21 protein-coding genes and 1 other annotated feature are annotated in these 20,569 nt (G+C 43.3%); all 21 genes read right to left on the minus strand.

Features of this window, described 5'->3' with window-relative positions; genetic code table 11:
* Nucleotides 1-44 precede the first annotated feature (44 nt).
* Complete coding sequence (locus ABVF09_RS00655) at nt 45-1,433, minus strand: solute carrier family 23 protein (RefSeq protein WP_026570430.1); 1,389 nt, start codon at nt 1,431-1,433, stop codon at nt 45-47.
* Between the two features lie 169 nt (nt 1,434-1,602).
* Nucleotides 1,603-2,145 (minus strand): bifunctional pyr operon transcriptional regulator/uracil phosphoribosyltransferase PyrR, encoded by a 543-nt coding sequence (pyrR, locus tag ABVF09_RS00660; RefSeq protein ID WP_026570431.1) that lies wholly within the window; start codon nt 2,143-2,145, stop codon nt 1,603-1,605.
* A 229-nt stretch (nt 2,146-2,374) separates the two neighbouring features.
* Entirely contained in the window at nt 2,375-3,280 is a 906-nt protein-coding gene (locus tag ABVF09_RS00665; protein WP_371068416.1) for an RluA family pseudouridine synthase, read from the minus strand.
* Nucleotides 3,277-3,744: a signal peptidase II gene (lspA, locus tag ABVF09_RS00670; protein ID WP_026570433.1), complete on the minus strand. Its 468-nt coding sequence runs from the start codon at nt 3,742-3,744 to the stop codon at nt 3,277-3,279. Before lspA ends, ABVF09_RS00665 begins: the two co-directional genes overlap by 4 nt.
* A 536-nt stretch (nt 3,745-4,280) precedes the next feature.
* Nucleotides 4,281-7,040, minus strand: a complete 2,760-nt coding sequence (ileS, locus tag ABVF09_RS00675; RefSeq protein ID WP_371068417.1) for an isoleucine--tRNA ligase — start codon at nt 7,038-7,040, stop codon at nt 4,281-4,283.
* 94 nt (nt 7,041-7,134) lie between these two features.
* Nucleotides 7,135-7,353: a binding site (T-box leader), on the minus strand.
* A 75-nt stretch (nt 7,354-7,428) separates the two neighbouring features.
* Complete coding sequence (locus ABVF09_RS00680) at nt 7,429-7,944, minus strand: DivIVA domain-containing protein (RefSeq protein WP_026570435.1); 516 nt, start codon at nt 7,942-7,944, stop codon at nt 7,429-7,431.
* A gap of 104 nt (nt 7,945-8,048) precedes the next feature.
* Nucleotides 8,049-8,822 carry a YlmH family RNA-binding protein gene (locus ABVF09_RS00685; RefSeq protein WP_371068418.1) on the minus strand — a complete coding sequence of 258 codons (774 nt, stop codon included), beginning with the start codon at nt 8,820-8,822 and terminating at the stop codon, nt 8,049-8,051.
* 39 nt (nt 8,823-8,861) lie between these two features.
* Nucleotides 8,862-9,128 (minus strand): YggT family protein, encoded by a 267-nt coding sequence (locus tag ABVF09_RS00690; RefSeq protein ID WP_035426729.1) that lies wholly within the window; start codon nt 9,126-9,128, stop codon nt 8,862-8,864.
* Nucleotides 9,129-9,133: 5 nt separating this feature from the next.
* Nucleotides 9,134-9,559: a cell division protein SepF gene (locus tag ABVF09_RS00695; protein ID WP_026570438.1), complete on the minus strand. Its 426-nt coding sequence runs from the start codon at nt 9,557-9,559 to the stop codon at nt 9,134-9,136.
* 15 nt (nt 9,560-9,574) lie between these two features.
* Nucleotides 9,575-10,249 carry a YggS family pyridoxal phosphate-dependent enzyme gene (locus tag ABVF09_RS00700; protein WP_153462512.1) on the minus strand — a complete coding sequence of 225 codons (675 nt, stop codon included), beginning with the start codon at nt 10,247-10,249 and terminating at the stop codon, nt 9,575-9,577.
* 18 nt (nt 10,250-10,267) lie between these two features.
* Nucleotides 10,268-11,074 carry a peptidoglycan editing factor PgeF gene (gene pgeF, locus ABVF09_RS00705; protein ID WP_153462510.1) on the minus strand — a complete coding sequence of 269 codons (807 nt, stop codon included), beginning with the start codon at nt 11,072-11,074 and terminating at the stop codon, nt 10,268-10,270.
* Nucleotides 11,075-11,139: 65 nt separating this feature from the next.
* Nucleotides 11,140-11,406: a YlmC/YmxH family sporulation protein gene (locus ABVF09_RS00710; protein ID WP_026570441.1), complete on the minus strand. Its 267-nt coding sequence runs from the start codon at nt 11,404-11,406 to the stop codon at nt 11,140-11,142.
* A 466-nt stretch (nt 11,407-11,872) separates the two neighbouring features.
* Nucleotides 11,873-12,652 carry an RNA polymerase sporulation sigma factor SigG gene (gene sigG, locus ABVF09_RS00715; protein ID WP_026570442.1) on the minus strand — a complete coding sequence of 260 codons (780 nt, stop codon included), beginning with the start codon at nt 12,650-12,652 and terminating at the stop codon, nt 11,873-11,875.
* A gap of 125 nt (nt 12,653-12,777) precedes the next feature.
* Nucleotides 12,778-13,497 carry an RNA polymerase sporulation sigma factor SigE gene (gene sigE / locus ABVF09_RS00720; RefSeq protein ID WP_026570443.1) on the minus strand — a complete coding sequence of 240 codons (720 nt, stop codon included), beginning with the start codon at nt 13,495-13,497 and terminating at the stop codon, nt 12,778-12,780.
* A gap of 25 nt (nt 13,498-13,522) precedes the next feature.
* A complete protein-coding gene (spoIIGA, locus tag ABVF09_RS00725; RefSeq protein WP_153462508.1) occupies nt 13,523-14,443 on the minus strand; it encodes a sigma-E processing peptidase SpoIIGA in 921 nt (306 codons plus the stop codon).
* Between the two features lie 329 nt (nt 14,444-14,772).
* A complete protein-coding gene (gene ftsZ / locus ABVF09_RS00730) occupies nt 14,773-15,909 on the minus strand; it encodes a cell division protein FtsZ (RefSeq protein WP_026570445.1) in 1,137 nt (378 codons plus the stop codon).
* Between the two features lie 69 nt (nt 15,910-15,978).
* Nucleotides 15,979-17,262: a cell division protein FtsA gene (gene ftsA / locus ABVF09_RS00735; RefSeq protein WP_026570446.1), complete on the minus strand. Its 1,284-nt coding sequence runs from the start codon at nt 17,260-17,262 to the stop codon at nt 15,979-15,981.
* A 299-nt stretch (nt 17,263-17,561) separates the two neighbouring features.
* Complete coding sequence (locus tag ABVF09_RS00740) at nt 17,562-17,930, minus strand: small basic family protein (RefSeq protein ID WP_026570447.1); 369 nt, start codon at nt 17,928-17,930, stop codon at nt 17,562-17,564.
* A complete protein-coding gene (locus tag ABVF09_RS00745; RefSeq protein WP_026570448.1) occupies nt 17,931-18,644 on the minus strand; it encodes a DUF881 domain-containing protein in 714 nt (237 codons plus the stop codon).
* Nucleotides 18,645-18,646: 2 nt separating this feature from the next.
* On the minus strand, nt 18,647-19,351 hold the full coding sequence (locus tag ABVF09_RS00750) for a DUF881 domain-containing protein (RefSeq protein WP_035426731.1): 705 nt from the start codon (nt 19,349-19,351) through the stop codon (nt 18,647-18,649).
* A complete protein-coding gene (locus ABVF09_RS00755; protein WP_153462506.1) occupies nt 19,335-20,141 on the minus strand; it encodes a cell division protein FtsQ/DivIB in 807 nt (268 codons plus the stop codon). Before ABVF09_RS00755 ends, ABVF09_RS00750 begins: the two co-directional genes overlap by 17 nt.
* Nucleotides 20,142-20,569: the final 428 nt, after the last annotated feature.

The raw sequence follows: 20,569 nt of genomic DNA on the forward strand, positions 1-20,569 counted from the left end.
TCTCGGCTTGCGAGAAGAATACAGTCCCTCCATTGTTTGTCAGGTCAATCTTTGCCTTCTCCTTCTGTAACAGGTTCCGGCTCGGTATCACTGAACATATTTCCATTTCCATATCCCTTCTCTTTTCCAGGCAGAGCCAGATTCAGCAAAACACCGATGAGGGCTGACAACGCCATCCCGGCTATTTGCAGGTCATCCGTCACTTGAATAAACGCCCCGCCAATCCCGATTACTAAAATAACAGAAGAGATGATCAAATTTCGCTTATCTCCTAAATCCACTTGATTGTCAACCAGCATACGTAAACCGCTTGAAGCGATAATACCGAATAATAAAATCGATACGCCTCCCATCACTGCGGAAGGAATTGCACCTATCACAGCTGTTATGATTCCGACAAATCCGAACAAGACAGCAAGACACGCAGCTCCTCCGATGACGAACACACTAAATACCCTGGTTATTGCCAGTACTCCGATATTTTCACCATACGTAGTGTTAGGCGGCCCACCGAGCAGAGATGCAATGATCGTAGCTGTCCCATCGCCAAGGATGGAACGGTGCAGGCCTGGCTGCTTGATGAAATTCCTGCCGACGACCTTCGACAGGACCATTTGATCCCCTGTATGTTCCGTAATCGTCACAAGGGCAACCGGCACCATCGCAAAAGCGATTTGCCAGCTGATTACTTCCAATGGAGAATAATCCACAAAAGGCAGAACAAAACCGGGATTTTGAAATAAAGCAGCGAAAAACTCTCCGATAGAGCCGGCTGAGGTCAACGAAGCCCACTCAGCAGCAATTTCGCTTGTGTCGACAATTCCTTGAAACAAAGCAAAGATATAGCCGCCGATGATGCCGGTCAAAATCGGAATAAGACCGAAGAAGCCTTTAAAGAACATGGTGGCGATGATGGTGATAGCCAGCGTGACTAATGCCACAGATAAGTGCGTCCCGCTGTACACCTGCTCATCAAGTCCCGGTACATACATCGCCATATCGATCGCTGTCGATGCAAGACTTAAACCGATGACGATGATCACTGGTCCTACAACGATTGGAGGTAAAATCCGCATGAGCCAATTCAATCCAGAAGTGCGGATAAGGAGTGAAACCAGACCATATACCAGACCTGCTAAAAAACTTCCTACCATGGCACCGGGGATGCCGCTTGACTCACTGACGACCGTTAGCGGGTAAATAAACGCAAAACTCGAGCCTAAATAAGCCGGTACTTTTCCTTTGGTAATCACAAGGTATGCCAATGTTCCCACTCCACTGGATACAAGCGCTATTGCCGGAGACAATCCCGTGAGAAAAGGCACGAGAATCGTTGAACCGAACATGGCGAATAAATGCTGTAAACTCAAAGTAAGCCATTTATGAATTTTAGGAATGTCTTGTACATCCATGACGATTTGTTTGCTGCTCATTTTGTTTCCTCCTCTGATGTAACCTTGTTGATTTAATCTTTGTTTCCAACAAAAAAACCTCCTTGCTAGATCGCAAGGAGGTAAACGTGTCGAAATTACGCACACGTATCCAATCGCGACCTTGCAAGCCTCACGGGACTCGATTTAAAGGTCCGTATATTATCTTTTATTATTTTTCGTAGATACTTACATCATCATGGCTGTCTGTTTCATCCAGTTCCACCACTATGATTTCTTCCTTGGATGTCGGAATGTTTTTTCCTATGAAATCAGCCCGGATAGGTAGCTCCCGATGACCTCTATCAATCAACACTGCTAGTTGTATTTGTTGTGGTCTTCCTTGATCGACAATAGCATCCATCGCGGCCCGGACTGTTCTCCCTGTATATAGAACGTCATCCACCAGCACCAGTGTTTTCCCGGAAATGTCTCCGTCAATCTTTGTTTCATTCAAACGCGGTTCCTGATTTTCTTCCACATTGGAAAGATCGTCCCGGTAAAGCGTGATATCCAATTCACCTATCGGTACTTCGACACCCTCAATTTGGGCGATTTTTTTTTGGAGACGCTTTGCCAGCGGGATACCACGCGTTTTTATACCGACAAGAATCAAGCCCTGTACCCCTTTGTTTTTTTCTAAGATTTCATGGGCTATTCTTGTCAGCGACCTGCCTATTGCCGCATCATCCAAGACTGTAGCTTTTTTTTCCATCGTGCTGCAACCCCCAGTCAAACTTTTAATTCATAAAAAATCCCTTCTTTCGCGAGCGGAAAGAAGGGATTTGGACATACTTCAACCATTGCAGTTTGTCAACTATCCGTTCCTTTCCAGCCTCACGGGACTGTTTTAAAGGATTCTATTCAATTATCGTACAACGTAAACTCCTAATTGCTACAATTTCTATCTACGATTATTTCAAAAGAACCGACTGCTGTCAACCTCATTTTCTAAGTTTCGCTAAAATTGTTTGTAGTTCATCCGGCAACGGAGCTTCGAACTCCATCCGTTCTCCCGTTTGCGGATGAGTGAACCCCAACAATCCGGCATGCAGTGCCTGGCCTTCGACATCCAGTGTTTTTTTCGGTCCGTATTTCGGATCGCCCGCCAAGGGATGTCCGATGTATTTCATGTGTACCCTGATCTGATGGGTGCGCCCGGTTTCGAGAACACATTCTACGTGGGTGTAAGACCCGAATCGATCGATAACCTGAAAATGTGTGACAGCAGACCTTCCATCACGTACTACTGCTTGTTTTTGCCGGTCTTTTGGATCTCTTCCCAATGGGGCATCGATCGTTCCATATTCATGTTGGATATCCCCGTGAACGATAGCCTGATATTTTCTGGACATGGTTTTATCTTTCAATTGTTCAGCTAATGACAAATGAGCCTGGTCGTTCTTAGCTACAACCAACAGACCTGTCGTGTCTTTGTCGATCCGATGAACGATCCCCGGCCGGATCACCCCGTTGATTCCGGATAAATCATGGCAATGGTAAAGAAGTGCATTTACCATGGTTCCATTATAGTGACCTGGAGAAGGATGAACGACCATTCCCTTCGGCTTATTTACCACTAAAAGACTCGAATCTTCATAGACGATGGGCAAAGGAATATCCTCTGCTTTTATTTCCATTTCTTCCGGTTCCGGAACTTCCCAGGTGATTTTTTCTCCTTCCAAACATTTATGATTGCTTTTAACCAGACTTCCATCGACATAGACAAGTCCATCTTTTATCCATTCCTGTACTTGCGACCTAGAAGCACCTTCATTGACCTCAGCCAAGAGTTTGTCGATTCTCATGCCGGTCTGGTTGGCTTGTACCGTATGACTGGAATTCGTCATTTTGCAGTTCTTCCTTTCTTCTTCTCATCAACAAAGGTCATGATTAAAATAATGATCACTCCGCAAACAAGTGCGGAATCAGCAACATTGAATATAGGATAGTCATAGCTGCCTAAATAAACATCAAAAAAGTCTACGACCTCTTTCCGGAACAAACGGTCAATGAAATTGCCGACCGCTCCACCCAGAATTAATCCCAGTGCCAATCCCATCCACTTGCTGGTTCTTGCAAACTTCCTGATATAGTAAATTACGATCAGTACTACAATAGCCGTAACAATATAGAAGAACCACATTTGTCCTTCCAACATGCCCCATGCTGCACCTGTATTTCGATGAGAGGTAATATAGAAAAAATTCTCTATAACAGGAAACTGCTCGCCTATTTCCATGTTCTTGATAATCCACCATTTTGAAAGTTGATCTATCAGGACAATGATTACTGCCAGTATGTAATATTGCACACTGCTTCCCCCGTTCTTATCGCTTTCTTTTACAAACTAAAGTTTACCACAAATCAACGTCCTGTAAAAATGGAGCTCCTGTTTTAGTGCTAAAGGTTCTCTGTCAAATGTGGTGGTGTGGTATTCACTCCACCCTTTCTTTATCGAAAGGCTCATTCCAAAAAACAGCTATTTTCCTGCGGCCGCAGCGGAACGAAACTCGCTTTCCGCGGACGAACGCCCAAGCCTCCTCGCCAAGCCCGCTGTGGGGTCTCGGTCGTCCGTTTTTCCGCAGGAGTCTCGCTTCGTTCCTCTGCTACGCTATTTCGCTCTATAGAGACTTTTAACCGCTTGCTGCCATAAAATTTTGTTTTTATCGTTCAAGTTTTTGCTTCCAAAGGAATCTCGTTTTAAAACTTTTCGGGGTCACCACCACATTCAGTTTAGAGCCGTGCTAAACCGCGTGTCATCAAGCAACAATCCTCAAGAAAAAAACGATATAAAAAAGGCAGCCGGGTATCAGCTGCCTTTTTCTGCTTGAAGCTAGCCGTTTCAAATCAAACGATATCAGCGTAATGCTCTTTCACAACCTCCGCACAGCGGGAACAAAGCTCTGGATGCTGTTCATCATCTCCGACTGTATTCGAGGATACCCAGCATCGTTCACATTTTTCTCCTGGATGCTTTTCAACCTGAACAGAAACATGTTCATATTGTTTGGCTTCCTTATTGCTTTCCTGGATTTCCAAACCGGAAACAATCAGTAATTGTTGGAGATGTTCGATACTGTTGAGCAAATCCTTTGTTTGAGAATCATTTGGCACAACGTGAATCGTTGCCTCTAACGACTTTCCGATGACTTTCTCTACTCGCGCTTCTTCCAACGCCTTCAGAATATCATCCCGAATATTCATAAACCGATCCCATTTTCGCTTTAATTCATCCTGGCCATCAAATTGTTTTGGCTCCGGCATATCGGTCAATTGAACACTTTCCGCTTCTGTACCAGGGATATACTGCCAAACCTCGTCTGCGGTATGGGAAATAATCGGTGACAACAATTTCACCAATGCTGTCAAGATTTGATGGTATACCGTCTGGATGCTTCTTCTCCTATGGTTGTTTGCCGACTCGATATATAGCACATCTTTGGCAAAATCCAAATAGAAAGAACTCAGAGAAATCGAACAGAAGTTATGGATATTGTTGTAAATAGTCGAGAATTCATAATGATCATAAGCGTGTTGAACTTTCTCGATCAGTTCCTGCAATTGGATCAGCATGTAGCGGTCGACTTCCTCCAACTCTGCATAGGAAACTTTATCACTCGAAGGATCAAAGTCCTGCAGGTTTCCGAGCATAAACCGGAACGTATTACGGATCTTGCGATACCCTTCAGAGGTCTGCTTGATGATTTCGTCCGAAATTCTTACATCTGCCTGATAATCGACAGAAGCAACCCATAACCTTAAAATGTCCGCACCATACTGTTTCATGATTTTAGAAGGAACGACAACGTTTCCTACTGACTTACTCATTTTTCTGCCTTGGCCGTCCAGGGCAAATCCATGGCTGATAATTGCTTCATATGGAGCTTTGCCTGTAACTGCCACCGCGGTGGAAATGGAGGAATTGAACCAACCGCGGTATTGATCGGAGCCTTCCAGATAAACGTCTGCCGGACGCTGAAGCTCCGGGCGCCCTTTCAATACTGCTTCATGGGAAGAACCGGAATCGAACCAAACATCCATGATGTCTGTTTCCTTTGTAAACTTCCCATTAGGACTGTGCTCGGACGTATATCCTTCCGGCAACAGGTCTTTTGCTTCCCATTCAAACCAGATGTTCGATCCATGCTCACTGAACAATTCGGAAACATGATCAATCGTTTCCTCGGTGATGATCGGTGTACGATCCTCTCCGTAAAACACCGGAATCGGTACTCCCCACGCCCTTTGACGTGAAATACACCAATCTTCCCTGTCACGGACCATATTATACAACCTAGTTTCACCCCAGCCTGGATACCAATCGATTCGTTGGATTTCATTCAGGATATCTTCACGAAAATCTTTGATAGATGCAAACCATTGATTGGTCGCTCGAAAAATAGTCGGTTTTTTGGTTCTCCAGTCATGAGGATAGGAATGCGTAATGAACTCAAGTTTCAGCAAGGCACCCACTTCTTCCAGCTTTTGCGTGATCTCTTTATTGGCAGAATCATAAAACTGGCCTTCGAAACCTGGTGCTTCATCGGTGAAGTTCCCTCTTTCGTCAACGGGACAAAGCACTTCCAGGCCATATCTGTTGCCTACATGAAAGTCGTCTTCCCCATGTCCGGGTGCTGTGTGGACACATCCTGTACCACTTTCCGTCGTAACGTGCTCACCGAGAACTACAAGAGAATCACGATCATAAAATGGATGCTTCGTGACGATCCGTTCTGCATCCCTACCTTTAAATGTCTTGGTTACTTCAGGTTCACTCCATTCAAGCACCTGTGTAACGGTCTCCAGCATGTCATGGGCGATTACATACTTGTTATCATCCACTTTCACCACAGCATACTCCAGATCAGGGTGCAGGCTGATCGCCAGGTTTGCAGGGATGGTCCACGGAGTCGTGGTCCAAATGATGAATTTTTCATCGCCATCCAGTACACCTTTTCCATCTTTAACATCAAAAGCAACATAAATGGAAGCCGATCGTTTATCCTGATATTCAATTTCCGCCTCGGCAAGCGCTGACTCGGAAGATGGAGACCAATACACCGGCTTAAGGCCTTTATAAATATATCCCTTTCTTGCCATCTCACCGAAAACTTTGATTTGAGCAGCCTCATAATCCTTATTTAACGTAATATAAGGATTCTCCCAGTCGCCGCGTACTCCCAGCTGTTTAAATTGGGTCCGCTGGTTATCGACTTGCTTCAAGGCATATTCCGCACACTTTTGCCGAAATTCAGCGACCGTCATTTTTTTACGGTTGACCTTCTTTTTTGCCAGAGCTTGTTCTATCGGCAATCCGTGGGTATCCCAACCTGGAACATAAGGCGCATGGAAGCCGGCCATAGATTTGTACCGGACAATAAAATCTTTCAGTATCTTGTTCAAAGCGTGACCCATATGCAGATCCCCATTAGCGTAAGGCGGCCCATCGTGCAAGACGAAAAGCGGTCTTCCTTCCGTACGCTGTTGGACTTTTTCATACATCTTTTTCTGATCCCATTCTTCTTGCATCTTCGGCTCTTTGTTCGGCAGGTTTCCCCGCATCGGAAAAGCTGTCTGTGGCATCAGTAGCGTTTGCTTATAATCCATATTTTCTTTCCTCCTTGTTAGCTGTGCAAATCCATCTGCAAATAGTCTAGACAATCCACGAATGGCAGGAAAATAAAAAAAGCCCTTCTCATCCCGAAGGGACGAGAAGGACTCGCGGTACCACCCTTTTAGAAGGACTTCTCAAAATCCTCCCACTTGAAATTCGTAACGTGAACAAGACGTCCGCCCCTACTCTATTTCAACGCGGATACTAAAGGGTGATCTTCCAGAAAGGCTCTGCTCCGGGCTTACACCGTCCCCGGATCGCTAATACAGACTTCTCTTCCTGTACTGTCCCTGTCTTCGTATTTATCAATCAATTTATTTTACAGAAATAGTAGCGTTTATGTTTATGAATTATATGTAAAATTCATGAAAACGTCAAGGTTTAATAATTATTTTCGACTGCCTCTTTTTCATATTCTGTTTCCGGATCTACTTCTGTGGTCAGCAATCCGTCCCAATCATCATTTTCAATCATGTCAAGCTGGGCTTCTACCAGCATTTTCAAACGTGTTCTGAAAACTTTTGCCTGTTTTTTCAATTCTTCTACTTCCATTGCGATCCGACGGGATTTATGCAATGCCTCATTGATAATCCGGTCAGCATTTTTTTCCGCTTCTTTGATGATCAGTTTGGATTCTTTCGTGGCATTTCCTTTCACTTCTTCGGCAGTTTCCTGGGCCACCAGGATCGATTTATTCAGAGTTTCTTCAATATTGGTAAAATGGCCCAACCGCTCATCTAACTGGTCTAACCTTTCTTTCAAATCCTTTTTCTCCCGAATGACCGTCTCGTAATCTTTGATCACCTGGTCCAGGAATTCATTCACTTCATCTTCATCGTATCCTTTGAACTTCCGGGTGAACTCTTTGTTATGAATATCTAGCGGTGTCAATGGCACATCGGCCACCTCCTGTCTGTTAGTATGAAATAAATATAAAAAAGTGCACTAAACTGTAACAGATAAATTCGACAAAACCGGGGGAAATCCTCCATGATTTTTGGCTATTTCAAAACTTCCGCAGTAATTTTCCATTTTTCTTTTTTACTGAGACCATGGATTTCCTTTACATGGCTTCTGCCTTTTCCCCTTAAAGACAACAAATCTCCCTGCTCAAGCATAAAAGCCGGAGTGTCGACGACTCGGAAATTGACTTTCACCAATCCTTTTTCGATGAATTGTACAGCTGTTTGCCGGGAAATATTATAAATCTCTTTGACCAGCACATCCAGCCGCAGTGAAGCCACTGTCATGTTTTTTTCCTGCCAATGCTCGCCTTTTTCCATTAATTGCCCAAACGACACTTCTTCAAAGTTGACGCTTGCTTTTTTAATGTTTGTCAAATTCATCCGGACATACGATGCGATTTCGGCAGCTGTTATAATTTGGATAAATCCATCCCGTACTATCAAGTCGCCGAGTTTTTTACGTTTGATTCCCATGGAAAGAAATGCGCCCAAAACATCGCGATGTCCAAGACTGACAAATTTCACAGGATAAGAAGCCTCAAGCAATGCTAATTCGAAATCACTCCCCGTTATTTCTTCATAATAAGGGGCCAGTATTGCTCTTTTTCTTTCTGATGACAGACTCCCGCCATTTAAGCGCCAGCGGAAGTCGTCATTATTGCCAATCAACGAACTGAAAACTTTTTGTTCGCGCGGATCTAGAAAATCCGTCAATTTCCGCTGATAACTCCGTCCTACTTCTTCTTGCCAGGAAAGCACCTGATCGATAAAGGGCTTTTCTTCTTTACGAAAATGTTGATAAATATCCATTTGTTCACCTAGCCGTATACTTTAGTTGGATGATGCGGGTTAAAAGCCGCCAAAGCCGAACAATACCGCCAATCCTCTTGTCGCGAAATTAAGCACCAGGATTGCAACAATAGGAGAAATGTCTATCATGCCAAGCGGCGGTATGATTTTTCGGAACGGCTCCAAATATGGTTCGCATATTTTGGCCAGAAAATTTCCAAACGAGGACTCCCTTGCCCCGGGGAACCAGGACATCAAAATGTAGGCAATCAGCGCAAAACTGTAAATCTCAATCGCATAAAATAATATTGTATATAGTTGATACACTGTGACTACCACCTTTTGTCTAAATCTTCTTCGAACATGTCGGAAATCGTGCCAGAGACATCAACATTATCCGGCGTACAAAGAAATGTGTGACTGCCGAGTTTTTGAATATCTCCGGAAACAGCATAGACGGTGCCGCTCAAAAAATCGACAATCCGCTTTGCCTGGTTATGGTCTACACGCTGCAAATTGATCACAACCGCTCTGCGATTGACAATGTTATCAGCGATTTCTTGTGCTTCACTGTATGTACGTGGTTCCAGAAGAACTACCTTTGATGCAGGCTGAACACTTTTCAGGCTCACAACGTTCTGCCCCTGGCCTTTTTGCTGGGAAGCAGCTTCCGGAACCTCCAATTCTTCTTCTTCCTCGATATACTCGTATTCATCATCCAATGTAAAAAAAGTTTTTAGTTTGTTTTTAAAACTCATTCTTTTCACCTCGAGCTATTTTTGGCCGACAAGCTTAGAACCAATTCTAATATGGGTCGCACCTTCTTCTATGGCCAACTGATAATCGTTGCTCATTCCCATGGACAGGTATTGACAAGGGGCATGCTGATAATGCTTTTGCGCTATTTCGTCGCGAAGCATTTTTAGCCTGCGGAAGGTTTGCCTGATAGTTGCTTCGTCTTCGACAAATGGCGCCATCGTCATCAAACCGACAACTTGGACTTTTTCATATTTCGCAAGCCCTTCAACAAATTCCAGCGCTTCCTCTGGTCCGATTCCATGTTTCGACTCTTCTCCGCTTGTATTGATTTGCACAAAGCAAGGAATCGATTTCTCGGCCCGTTTATTTATTTCTTTTGCCAGGGAGGACCTGTCAAGAGAATGGAGCATGTCTATCTTATTAATCATATCCTTTACTTTACGGGATTGCAATGATCCAATGAAATGCCAGGCGGCCTTATCACCGATTGCCTCATATTTTTGCGAAAAACCTTCCAGCCTGTTCTCTCCTAAATCGCGAACTCCTGCTGCCAATGCTTCCTCTGTCCGGTCAATTGTAACATATTTCGTCACGCCGATGAGTGTAATCTCCTCTTCTTTCCGGCCGGCCTTCCGGCAAGCTTCTCTTATATTTTGCTGAATTTGCTCTAGGTTCTTTGCTACGTCCACAAGAATATCTCCTTTCCACTAATTTTGCCAGCCGATAAAACCCAGCATCCGACCTGTTTTCCCCTCGTCTCTTCGATGAGAAAAAAATAAGTGGCTTTCTTCAAAGGTACAAAGTTGACTCCTGTTGATATTTTCAGCCGGCAAGCCTGCCTTCCGTAAAAACAATTCATTTAATCGCTGTAAATCCAAAAAAGTGCCCGTTTCTTTTTCCTGTAGGACGGCCTCTTCCATTCCGTCCGGCACCTGCCCGATTACCTTGTCATCCACTTGATAAGCTCCAACCCCGATGGATGGACCTATCGCCGCAACAAGTGTTTCCGGTTTTACACCGTTTTTCTGCAATAGGGAAACCATTTTTTCTGCCATTCCATTGACTGTTCCTCTCCACCCTGCGTGTGCGATTCCAATCCAACGGGATGCAGGATCAAAAAAATAAAGCGGAACACAATCAGCAAAGAAAGCTGTACACAAAATACCCGTTTGATTTGTAATTAAACCATCGACATTCAAGATGGCATCAGCTTGTGAATGAGATCCTTTTCCCTTGTCTGGTTCAGAAACGACTGCTATTTCGGTTCCGTGTACCTGCTGGGCAACCACCCAATCTTCCAAAGGAAACCCGGTGTGTCCGGCTAATCTTTGTCTATTAGCTATCACGGCATCTTGATCGTCGTTTACATGTAACCCTAAATTAAAAGTGTCGAAAGGAGGGAGGCTTACCCCGCCTTGCCTTGTGGTGAATCCTGCTTTCAATCCAGGTGCCCGTTCACTCCAGCCCTCGATAGAAAGAACCGATTCTTCTGATAGTTGAAAGGGGTCTTTCATGATTCTCCTCCTTATTTTTTCATTCATTTTATCATATTTGCAAGAATTTTTGCTGATGTTTGATATTATTCACTCTTTTCGGTGTACAAGGTGGGTTCTTTCTGCTTTTTGACAAGGATAACATCCGAACCGATCGTAACAATACTTTCCCACGGGATTACTACTTCTTCTTCCCTTCCGAAAAGCCCCATCATTTTTCCTTTCAAACCGATTACAAGAAACGTAATCCTGCCACGATCTACATCGATTTCCAGATCGGTGATATTTCCGAGCCTTTTGCCATCATCTACAACAATCACATCTTTAATTTGCAGTTCTGAAAGCGTGATCATGGTTACACCTGCCTTTTCTATTCACTATATGCAAACAAAGGGCATGTTTTTCGGAAAAAATGACAAGTTGGTCCCCTTCTTTTTCAAAGATGTTAAAACCAAACCGCAAATTATCAGCTGTCCATCCTTTTATATTCAAACAGACCATCTTTACCTCTTTTCTACTGAGTCTAGCGGAAATACCCTGTACATTCCGGAGGTGATTAGCTTCCTCGGGCTAACGCTCTCGCGGTTCACACCAAATTTTTACTCCTGTCTGGTTTTCAGGTATTTCCTTTGCCAGGGGGTACCTTCCTGTTCAGTGTATTAGCATATTATTTAGAAGATGAACAACTTGATACAAAAACCTTAGCTGACAAAACAAGCTAAAAACTCAAACAAAAAATCATCAGCAGTTTGTCTGTTTGCTGATGATTTTCTCGATATCTGGGTCAGTTATAGCTAGTAATTAACAAGGCCGAAATGCTCATTCAAACATTTCTTTATTCATTTCTTGAATTGCAGCTTTCTCGAGGCGGGAAACCTGGGCTTGAGAAATGCCGATTTCCTCTGCTACCTCCATTTGTGTTTTCCCTTGGAAAAAGCGCTTGTTCAGAATCATTTTTTCTCTTTCATTCAGCCGTTGCATACCTTCTTTCAACGAAAGATTGTCCAGCCAGGTGCTATCCCTATCTTTATTATCACTTAATTGATCCATCACAAAGATTGGATCGCCGCCATCATTATAAATCGGCTCGAACAAGGAGACTGGATCCTGGATGGCATCCATCGCAAAAACAATTTCCGAGTGTGAAATCCCCATTTCTTCGGCAATCTCCATAGGTGTTGGTTCTTTAGAGGTTTTGCTGATCAGTTTTTCTCTTACTTGCAGCGCTTTATAAGCTATATCGCGCAAAGACCTTGAAACCCTGATCGGGTTATTGTCTCTTAAGTATCTTCTAATTTCACCGATTATCATCGGTACTGCGTAAGTTGAAAATTTCACATTTTGGCCGAGGTCGAAGTTATCGATGGACTTCATCAAGCCGATGCAGCCCACTTGAAACAAGTCATCTCCATATTCCCCACGATTATTGAACCGTTGGATGACGCTTAAGACCAACCGTAAATTGCCGTTTACCAATTCTTCTCTTGCAGCAAGGTCTCCTGCCTGCATTTTCTTGAAAAGAATCCGCATTTCATCATTTTTAAGAACAGGTAATGTTGATGTGTCTACTCCGCAAATTTCTACTTTATGTCTTGTCATGTGCCTTACCCTCCCTGTTGGAGATGCTATTCATGGAACAGTATCTCCTCAGAGAGGATTTTTATGCAGTCCGTCCAACGCCCAAAAGTTGCTGGGAGCGTTTTAATTCAACGCCCCCCAAAGCTTCAGACCATTTTATTAAATTCTTTCTTCAACCTGCTGATAATCTTCTTTTCCAGACGGGAAATATACGATTGGGATATCCCAAGCATGTCGGCCACATCTTTTTGTGTTTTTTCTTCTTCGCCTATCAGGCCAAACCTCAATTCCATGATTTGTTTCTCACGTTCATTTAATTGTTCCAGGGCGCTTCGAAGTAAGTTTTTGTCTACGTTGGCATCCAAGTCTTTGGTGGTGATATCCTCATCTGTTCCAAGGACATCGGATAACAAAAGCTCATTGCCATCCCAGTCAATATTTAGCGGTTCATCAAAGGAAATTTCCGTTTTTAATTTATTGTTCCGGCGCAAGTACATAAGTATTTCATTTTCTATGCAGCGGGAAGCATATGTAGCAAGTTTTATCTTTTTTTCAGGATTGAAAGTGTTGACGGCCTTTATCAAACCGATGGTCCCGATGCTGATCAAATCTTCGATGTTGATTCCGGTGTTTTCAAACTTCCTTGCAATATAAACGACAAGCCGTAAGTTCCGTTCGATCAGCATCGCCCTTGCAGCCTTATCCCCGACCGGCAGACGCTTTAATAGCTCGTGTTCTTCTTCCTTGCTAAGTGGAGGAGGCAATGCTTCATTGCCTCCAATATAGTAAATTTCTTTGGATTTCACTCGCAGTTTGATAAGTAGTTTATACCACCATAATTGCAGTTTCAACTTCCATTTCCCCATCTGTATCCTCTCCTTTTTGCGATATTTAAGCAGATGTCGCTGTAGAATATTTAAGAATGCCCGGATGCAGGAGACAGTGATAACTGCCATCTGTCGCAAGGCTTCCAAACTGCATGCCGATAAGTATCCTGCTTGTGACAATTTGCTTATCCCGGTAATAGGTATCAATCAAGTCCGGCCTGAAAACAAGCATGAATGTACTCCTGCCGCCGACTCCCTGATATGGAACCAGGCGTAATTTGTCCGACCAAACCTCTGGAAGCTTCTCCAATTGCAGATTTTCCTGCACATCCCGAAACGCAGCAAGTTCTTCTTCACTAAACCATTGAAGTAATATGGACTGTTCGCAAATGATGACCGGCTCCTTCGACACCGGGTCTACCAGTGAATTTCCACTATCCATGTAACCGGTGGACGATACTCTTTTTCCACGGAATGTCAAAGTGATAGGAAAGAGATGATCGATTTGCAGTTTATCAAATGCGTGCTTGTCCATACGGTTCTTGGTAAACCACCAGACACAAGGGAAACCGATCAATACAAAGAGCCAGCTGACCTGATCTCCGAAACCAGTTTTGAAAGTCAGCATTCCGCTTGAGGATGCCAGTACCTGTTGCCCAATCAAAAAGTGAAGAGCCATCAAACTGCCACCAAGGATAAAGGAAACGAAGTAGAACCATACCAGGCTGGTTCGAAAAGACCTGGCATTGTGCCATCCAAACGCTGTCCAAACGATCAACAGGGAATAAAGTCCTTTGCCCCACCAAGCAGTAAAAAAAGACTCTGGATAAAAAATAGTTAGTGGTACAAGCAAGGAAGCGACAAAAGCACCTATAACGAGCCGTAACCGGTTCCGGGGATTTTTGGCTATATAATGGGTTAGGATTAAAATCATCCAATCCAACAGAAAGTTCAAAAGCCAGACAGCATCTAAATAGATTGTCACGTTCACTCTTCCTTTCAATCTACCAATCAGGACTTGTAGCAAGTATAACGAACTGGAAAATAGAAGTCTGTCATTTCTTGAACCATTAAAACAACTTATTTTCAGAGTTTATCAGTGATTTTGTCAAAATGTTTTCTTGATAAAACAGTAAGAATTTGTTTTCCTTTCTCTGCCAAACGGATGCAAGGATATGCTTTTCATCCCGCCGCCTCTTCATAAAACGCATTTTATCCAGACCTCAGAGAGCATCGCGACATTCAGTACAGAATCGTTTGTTCCATAAACAAAAAACCCTTCAAGCATTTAACTTGAAGGGTTTTTGCAGAACTTTATCTTCTGCGGTTTCTATTCCGTAAAAATGTAGGGATATCGAGAGTATCCTCTTCTTGTTTTACCTGCTGTCCTTGTACAGGAGTTTCACGTCGTGGTTCTTCTTTACGTTTTTCTCCGCCGGCAGTCTGTGTTTGGTTGCTTACCGCAGGACGTTGTTTGGGTTGGTTGGATTTCAATTGCGATTCATCAAAACCAGTCGCAATAACTGTTACCACGATTTCATCTTTAAGATCCTCATTGATCACCGAGCCGAAAATAACATTAACTTCCTGGTCGGCAGCTGAAGTCACTAGGTCTGCCGCTTCTTGTACTTCATACAAGCTTAAATTAGCTCCACCGGTAATGTTCATGAGTACACCGTGCGCACCATCAATAGAAGTCTCGAGCAGCGGAGAAGAAATGGCCTTTTTCGCTGCCTCAGTCGCTCTATTTTCCCCTGTTGCCACACCGATTCCCATCAATGCAGAACCTTTGTCATACATGATAGTTTTGACATCGGCAAAGTCAACGTTAATCAAGCCCGGCTTGGCAATTAAGTCGGAAATCCCTTGAACACCTTGGCGAAGGACATTGTCTGCTTCGCGGAATGCTTCAAGCATCGGGGTATTCTTGTCGACAATTTCCAATAAACGGTCGTTTGGAATCACAATCAAGGTATCGACGTTGCTTTTCAGTGCGTCTATTCCGCTTACTGCCTGTGTAGAACGTCTCCGGCCCTCAAAACTGAACGGCCGGGTCACAACTCCGACAGTCAAGGCACCGATTTCCTTAGCAACCTGTGCAATAACAGGGGCTGCTCCCGTTCCGGTTCCGCCGCCCATACCAGCAGTGACAAACACCATGTCAGCGCCTTGAAGGACTTCTTCTAACTGTTCCTTGCTTTCCTCTGCTGCCTTTCTGCCTACTTCTGGATTGGCACCTGCTCCCAGTCCACGTGTCAATTTTGATCCTATTTGCATCTTCACTTCTGCTTTTGACAAATTCAACGCCTGGGCATCCGTGTTGACAGCGATGAATTCTACACCTTCAACTCCATGCTCGATCATACGATTGACCGCGTTGCTTCCGCCGCCGCCTACACCGATTACTTTAATCGTTGCAAGCTGGTCCATATTTGTATCAAACTCTAACATTTTCGTTCCTCCTAATTTGCAAGATTACAAGATTCATCGAAGTTATAGATTCTGTAAGGGAACGCTTGTTTAATCAAAGAAGTATTTAAACAGATTAGCGATTCCGGATTCTTTTTTCTTGTTAGACGATGTATCCTTTTGATTTGCTGCCCGTTTCTGTTTCGTTTGTTTAGGTAAATCCTGTTCAGCTGGCTGTACAGAAGCTGAAATCTCTTTTCCTTGTATTTTCGCATTGTTGTATGCAAACTTCAAGATACCTACGCCACAGGTGAATTGTGATTCTCTGACACCTATGTAATCCGGTATAGCAATGCGGACGTTGGATTGGTATACATCCTGGGCAAGTTCCAATGCACCTGGAATGCTGATTGTACCACCGGTAAGTACATAGCCGCCTGCCAACTCCCTGTAACCCATTTTTCTTATTTCTCTTTCAGCATAAGCATAAATTTCTTCTAATCTAGCTTCAATCATATCAGAAATCTGCAGTTGATTAAATGTTTGTTTTTGATTGCTGCCGATTATGGTTGTATCGAACGTTTCCTCTTCCCGTGCATCATCAAAAAAAGCATGTCCATAATCCAGTTTGATTTGTTCGGCTTCCTCAGATGAAGTACGAAGCCCAATCGACAAATCCTTGGTTATATTGTCTCCGCCCAAAGCAATGACACTGGTGGCTGCTAAGTGGTCATTTTCAAATACGGAAACCGTTGTACTTCCGCCTCCTACATCAATCAATGCCACTCCCAGATTCTTTTCATCTTTGGATAGTGCGATGGAACCGGCAGCCAATGGCTGCAGACAAATATCGAGCACTTCAAGGTTGGCTCTTTCAACACATTTCAAAATATTATGTAATAAAGTCCTTGAGCAAGTAATGATAGTTCCTTCCATTTCCAGCCTGACTCCTATCATTCCCCGCGGATCATTTATTTCATCCAGCCCATCTACGATGAACTGCTTCGGTACTACATCTATGATCTCCCTCTCCGGAGGGATCGAAATCACTTGTGCCGCGTCAATCACCCTGCCGATATCCTCATTGCCTATTTCCCTGTTTTCACTCGAAACTGCCACCACTCCATGACATGGCTGCAATTGAATATGGTTGCCATTTATGCCGACGACGACCCGGTCAATATGCATATCTACCATTCGTTCTGCCTGTTCAACAGCCGTTTTAATCGATTGCACCGTTTGATCTATATCGACGATGGCACCTTTTTTCATTCCATTGGAAGCTGCTGTACCGACACCAATTATATTCAAAGAATCGTTAAGCACTTCCCCTATTATCACTTTGATTTTCGATGTACCTATATCCAGGCTGACTAGTATTTCACTGTTGTTCAAAGAAAGGCACCTCCCAGTCTAAAACATTTTGAATAGTTCACATCTTATCGAACATTTTTATTTTTTACAAAGAAAATAAGCTCTCCTATTAAGTAAAACATTTCTTGACAGTAAAGTATATGGAAATTTTAAGCTATCTGGCGACTGTAAGCAATAAAAATCAGCAATAATTTTAAAAATAAGCTTGTCAAAGCGGCAGCCAAACAAACAGATAGCCAACTTAGCCTATATTCCCATTCCATCGAGGATATAAACCCATATAACTACTATCCTATTCTACAAACTGCAGCGAATTCCTGTTAATTTCTCCGCCACTTGGCCAATTTCTTTGAAATATACTTTTTATCGATGACATATCGTCTGATTGCTGCGATATTTTGAAACAACCGGACTCCGAATGCAAAAACGGCAGCCAAGTATAAATCAATGCCCAGCTGTACACCTATGAATGCAAGAAGCGCAGCGAGCAATACATTGAAAAAGAAACCGCTCAAAAAAACTTTTTCATCGAATTTTTCCTCCAAGTAGGCTCTTATTCCGCCGAACAAGGTATCAAAAGCAGCAAGTACGGCAATCGATAAATAATCCGCATATACATCAGGAATGCGGATATCCGTAAGCAACCCCAATCCTACCCCGATGATTAAAAATAAAATAGGAAGCCACATTTATTCTTCACCCGCCTCTTCCAAAACTTGCATAGAATTAATTTGAACAGGTCCTTGATATCCAGTTAAGTTGACCTTTTCTTCATAGGTGAATTCCATATCGAGATTTTCTATGGCAAAGTCGTCCTTTGATTGGCTGACTTCCATATAGTCCTTAAGTCTTTCGGGATTGGTCGCCAACACTTTTATCTTCAGCGGGACCGAGGGCAATGGATGGTTATTGACATATGTCTCTCCATTGACCGAACGTACCGGTGTTATATCGACAATCCGTTCATTCGCTATTTGAATGTCTGTCGCCCCGTATGTGTTCAGCTCATTGATAAGACGGTTGAGCAGATCCGGAGCAATGGAAGGGTATGGTTGCCCATTCTCGTTTTCAACGAAAAGGGGAGAAATATCGATGACGATTCCTGGCTGCTGTAAATCCGTCAATCCAGCCTTGCTCCTCAATTTTTCCAATGAATCCTTCAGCGTCTGAACCTTTTCGGATTCTGATGTTTCTTCATACTGATCGATCGTCTGTTCCGCATCTCTGATTTGTTGATACAGATTCTGCTGGAATTTCTGTTCTTCCTGCAACTGGGACCTAATTTCCCATAGATCTCTAGTGTCCCGCTCGTCGGGTTCTCTGTTTGTTTGAAATTGTATAGCTACCATAAGCCCAATCAGGCCAAAAACAAGGGAGATGATTACTTTCTGTTTGATTTTCACTGCTATCCCCTTTCCTGGTCGACTCTGGCACTCATCTGGATATCTTCCATCTTTTCCATTTCTACTTCAATATTGTCACTGACCAATTCATCTACGAGTCCATCGGTTAAGTTAATGCTCGAGTACATGACTTCCTGGTCTCCGATCGCCGAAATGGAAAAAGGAGCCGGATGGGTAACCCCATCAACAGAGATAACCGGTCCAACACAATTTATATAACTGTCCCTAAACACGCGTTGGCCATTTATAGAAACTGCTTCCGCTCCTGCACTAAGTAATTCGTTCACTACGCGATGAATGTGACGTTCATGGACAATATATTGATTCGCATTTTCTTCTGAAGGTACATAATCGGCGTCGCTCAAAGTTATCTGGACACCTTTTCCGGTCACAGGCAACTCTCCGGTAATCATTTGTAATTCCAATTTACGATCGACAAAATTATCGATTGTTTCGGTCTGTCCCCCTAATTCTTCCTCAAGATTTTGTATTTCTTTTCGTTTGCTTTCCAAATCTTTTTTCAATTCTCGGTTCTTTTCTTCGAGATTGATCAGCTGCTGCCGGTAGTAATAATCTTTTTCCCACTCCTGATCATTGACTTGTACTACTTTCGATTCTTGTTTGGTGTGTTCGTAACTGATGGCTACTAAGAAACCGGAAACAAGCAAAACCAATGACAGAACGACATGTCTACCCCTCAGCTTCATCCTGATCACCTTCTTCTGTTGCCTGATCTCCCTCTTCTTCCTCTTTTTGATAGGATTCAAAGTAAGCTCCCACACCGATGTGAATGACTCCCTCACTTCCAGGCTCCAACTGAGCCACTATCGAAGGATAGGCCTTCATTTTCGCTGAAAAGTTGCGAATCGTTCCTTCAACCTCATAGCCGTCATTCATATAAAGGGAGATTTTATAAGGATTTTCATCTGTAGGTTCCCAGTTGATTTCCGAAATTAACCCAACGATGCTCGATGGCAAACGCTGGAGTTCTTTCGTCATTTCCTGCAAGTACGTTTCTTTATTGAAACCAGACAGTAGAGGAGCATCTCCATTCGCTGTTTTCATTTTTTCCTGTTTGAGACTTTTCCCGTTCTCCAGAACTGGATAATAGGCCCCGTCTTCCATGACATATCCCACTCTGTTATATTCCTTTATTTTTATTTCGATGGTAGTCGGAAATCGCCTTTCCACTTCCGCTTTCCGAATAATCGGATGCTGTTGTATTTTGTTGCTTACAGCTTGTTTGTCCACATTCCAAAAGTTGTCATTAGTCGACAACCCACTCAACGATTTAACTTCTTGGCTGTCTATGTACTGGTTTCCACCCACGACAACATGGCGGACTTGACTTAGGGGTGATTGCAAATAGACTACGATGGAAATCAAAACAAAGAAAATAGAAAGATAAAAAATCAATCGGCGGTTTGCTTTTTTCTTGCGTGCCTGTTTCAGTTTCGGGATCCGGTCTTCAATGGACACTACTTTTTTTTGACTCATTTTTATCTTCCTTTTTAAAATAAAGATGTGTTGATGGAACCATTTAAAACGAGGTATTTAATACTGAAACATAAACAAACGACATTCTGGATGCCGTTGCGATTGTTCCTGCTAAAATTATATCATATTTTCTTTATGCTTCGTCATATTTTAAAGTGATACTTTCGTCGCAATTAGGCTATTTCCCCCAATACCCCCTTAATCTCACCTCATTCGATTTGTAGTTGTAAGAAAGAAGTTGATAGAAACCCTGCGACATCGTTTGAATTTGTCTTCCTAACTTCTTTTACATTCGTTGAGTGGGAGTTCGGCACTGCGAAAATACCCTGCGCTTTCCGTAGGGAACGCTTCAGCCAGGGTGCTACATGAAACGGCTTCTTCGCTCCCTTGGGTCGAGGAATCCCGATGCAAAGCGTAACCGGAAGACA

This window comes from Sediminibacillus sp. JSM 1682029 (assembly GCF_041366435.1).
GTDB lineage: Bacteria > Bacillota > Bacilli > Bacillales > Amphibacillaceae > Sediminibacillus > Sediminibacillus terrae.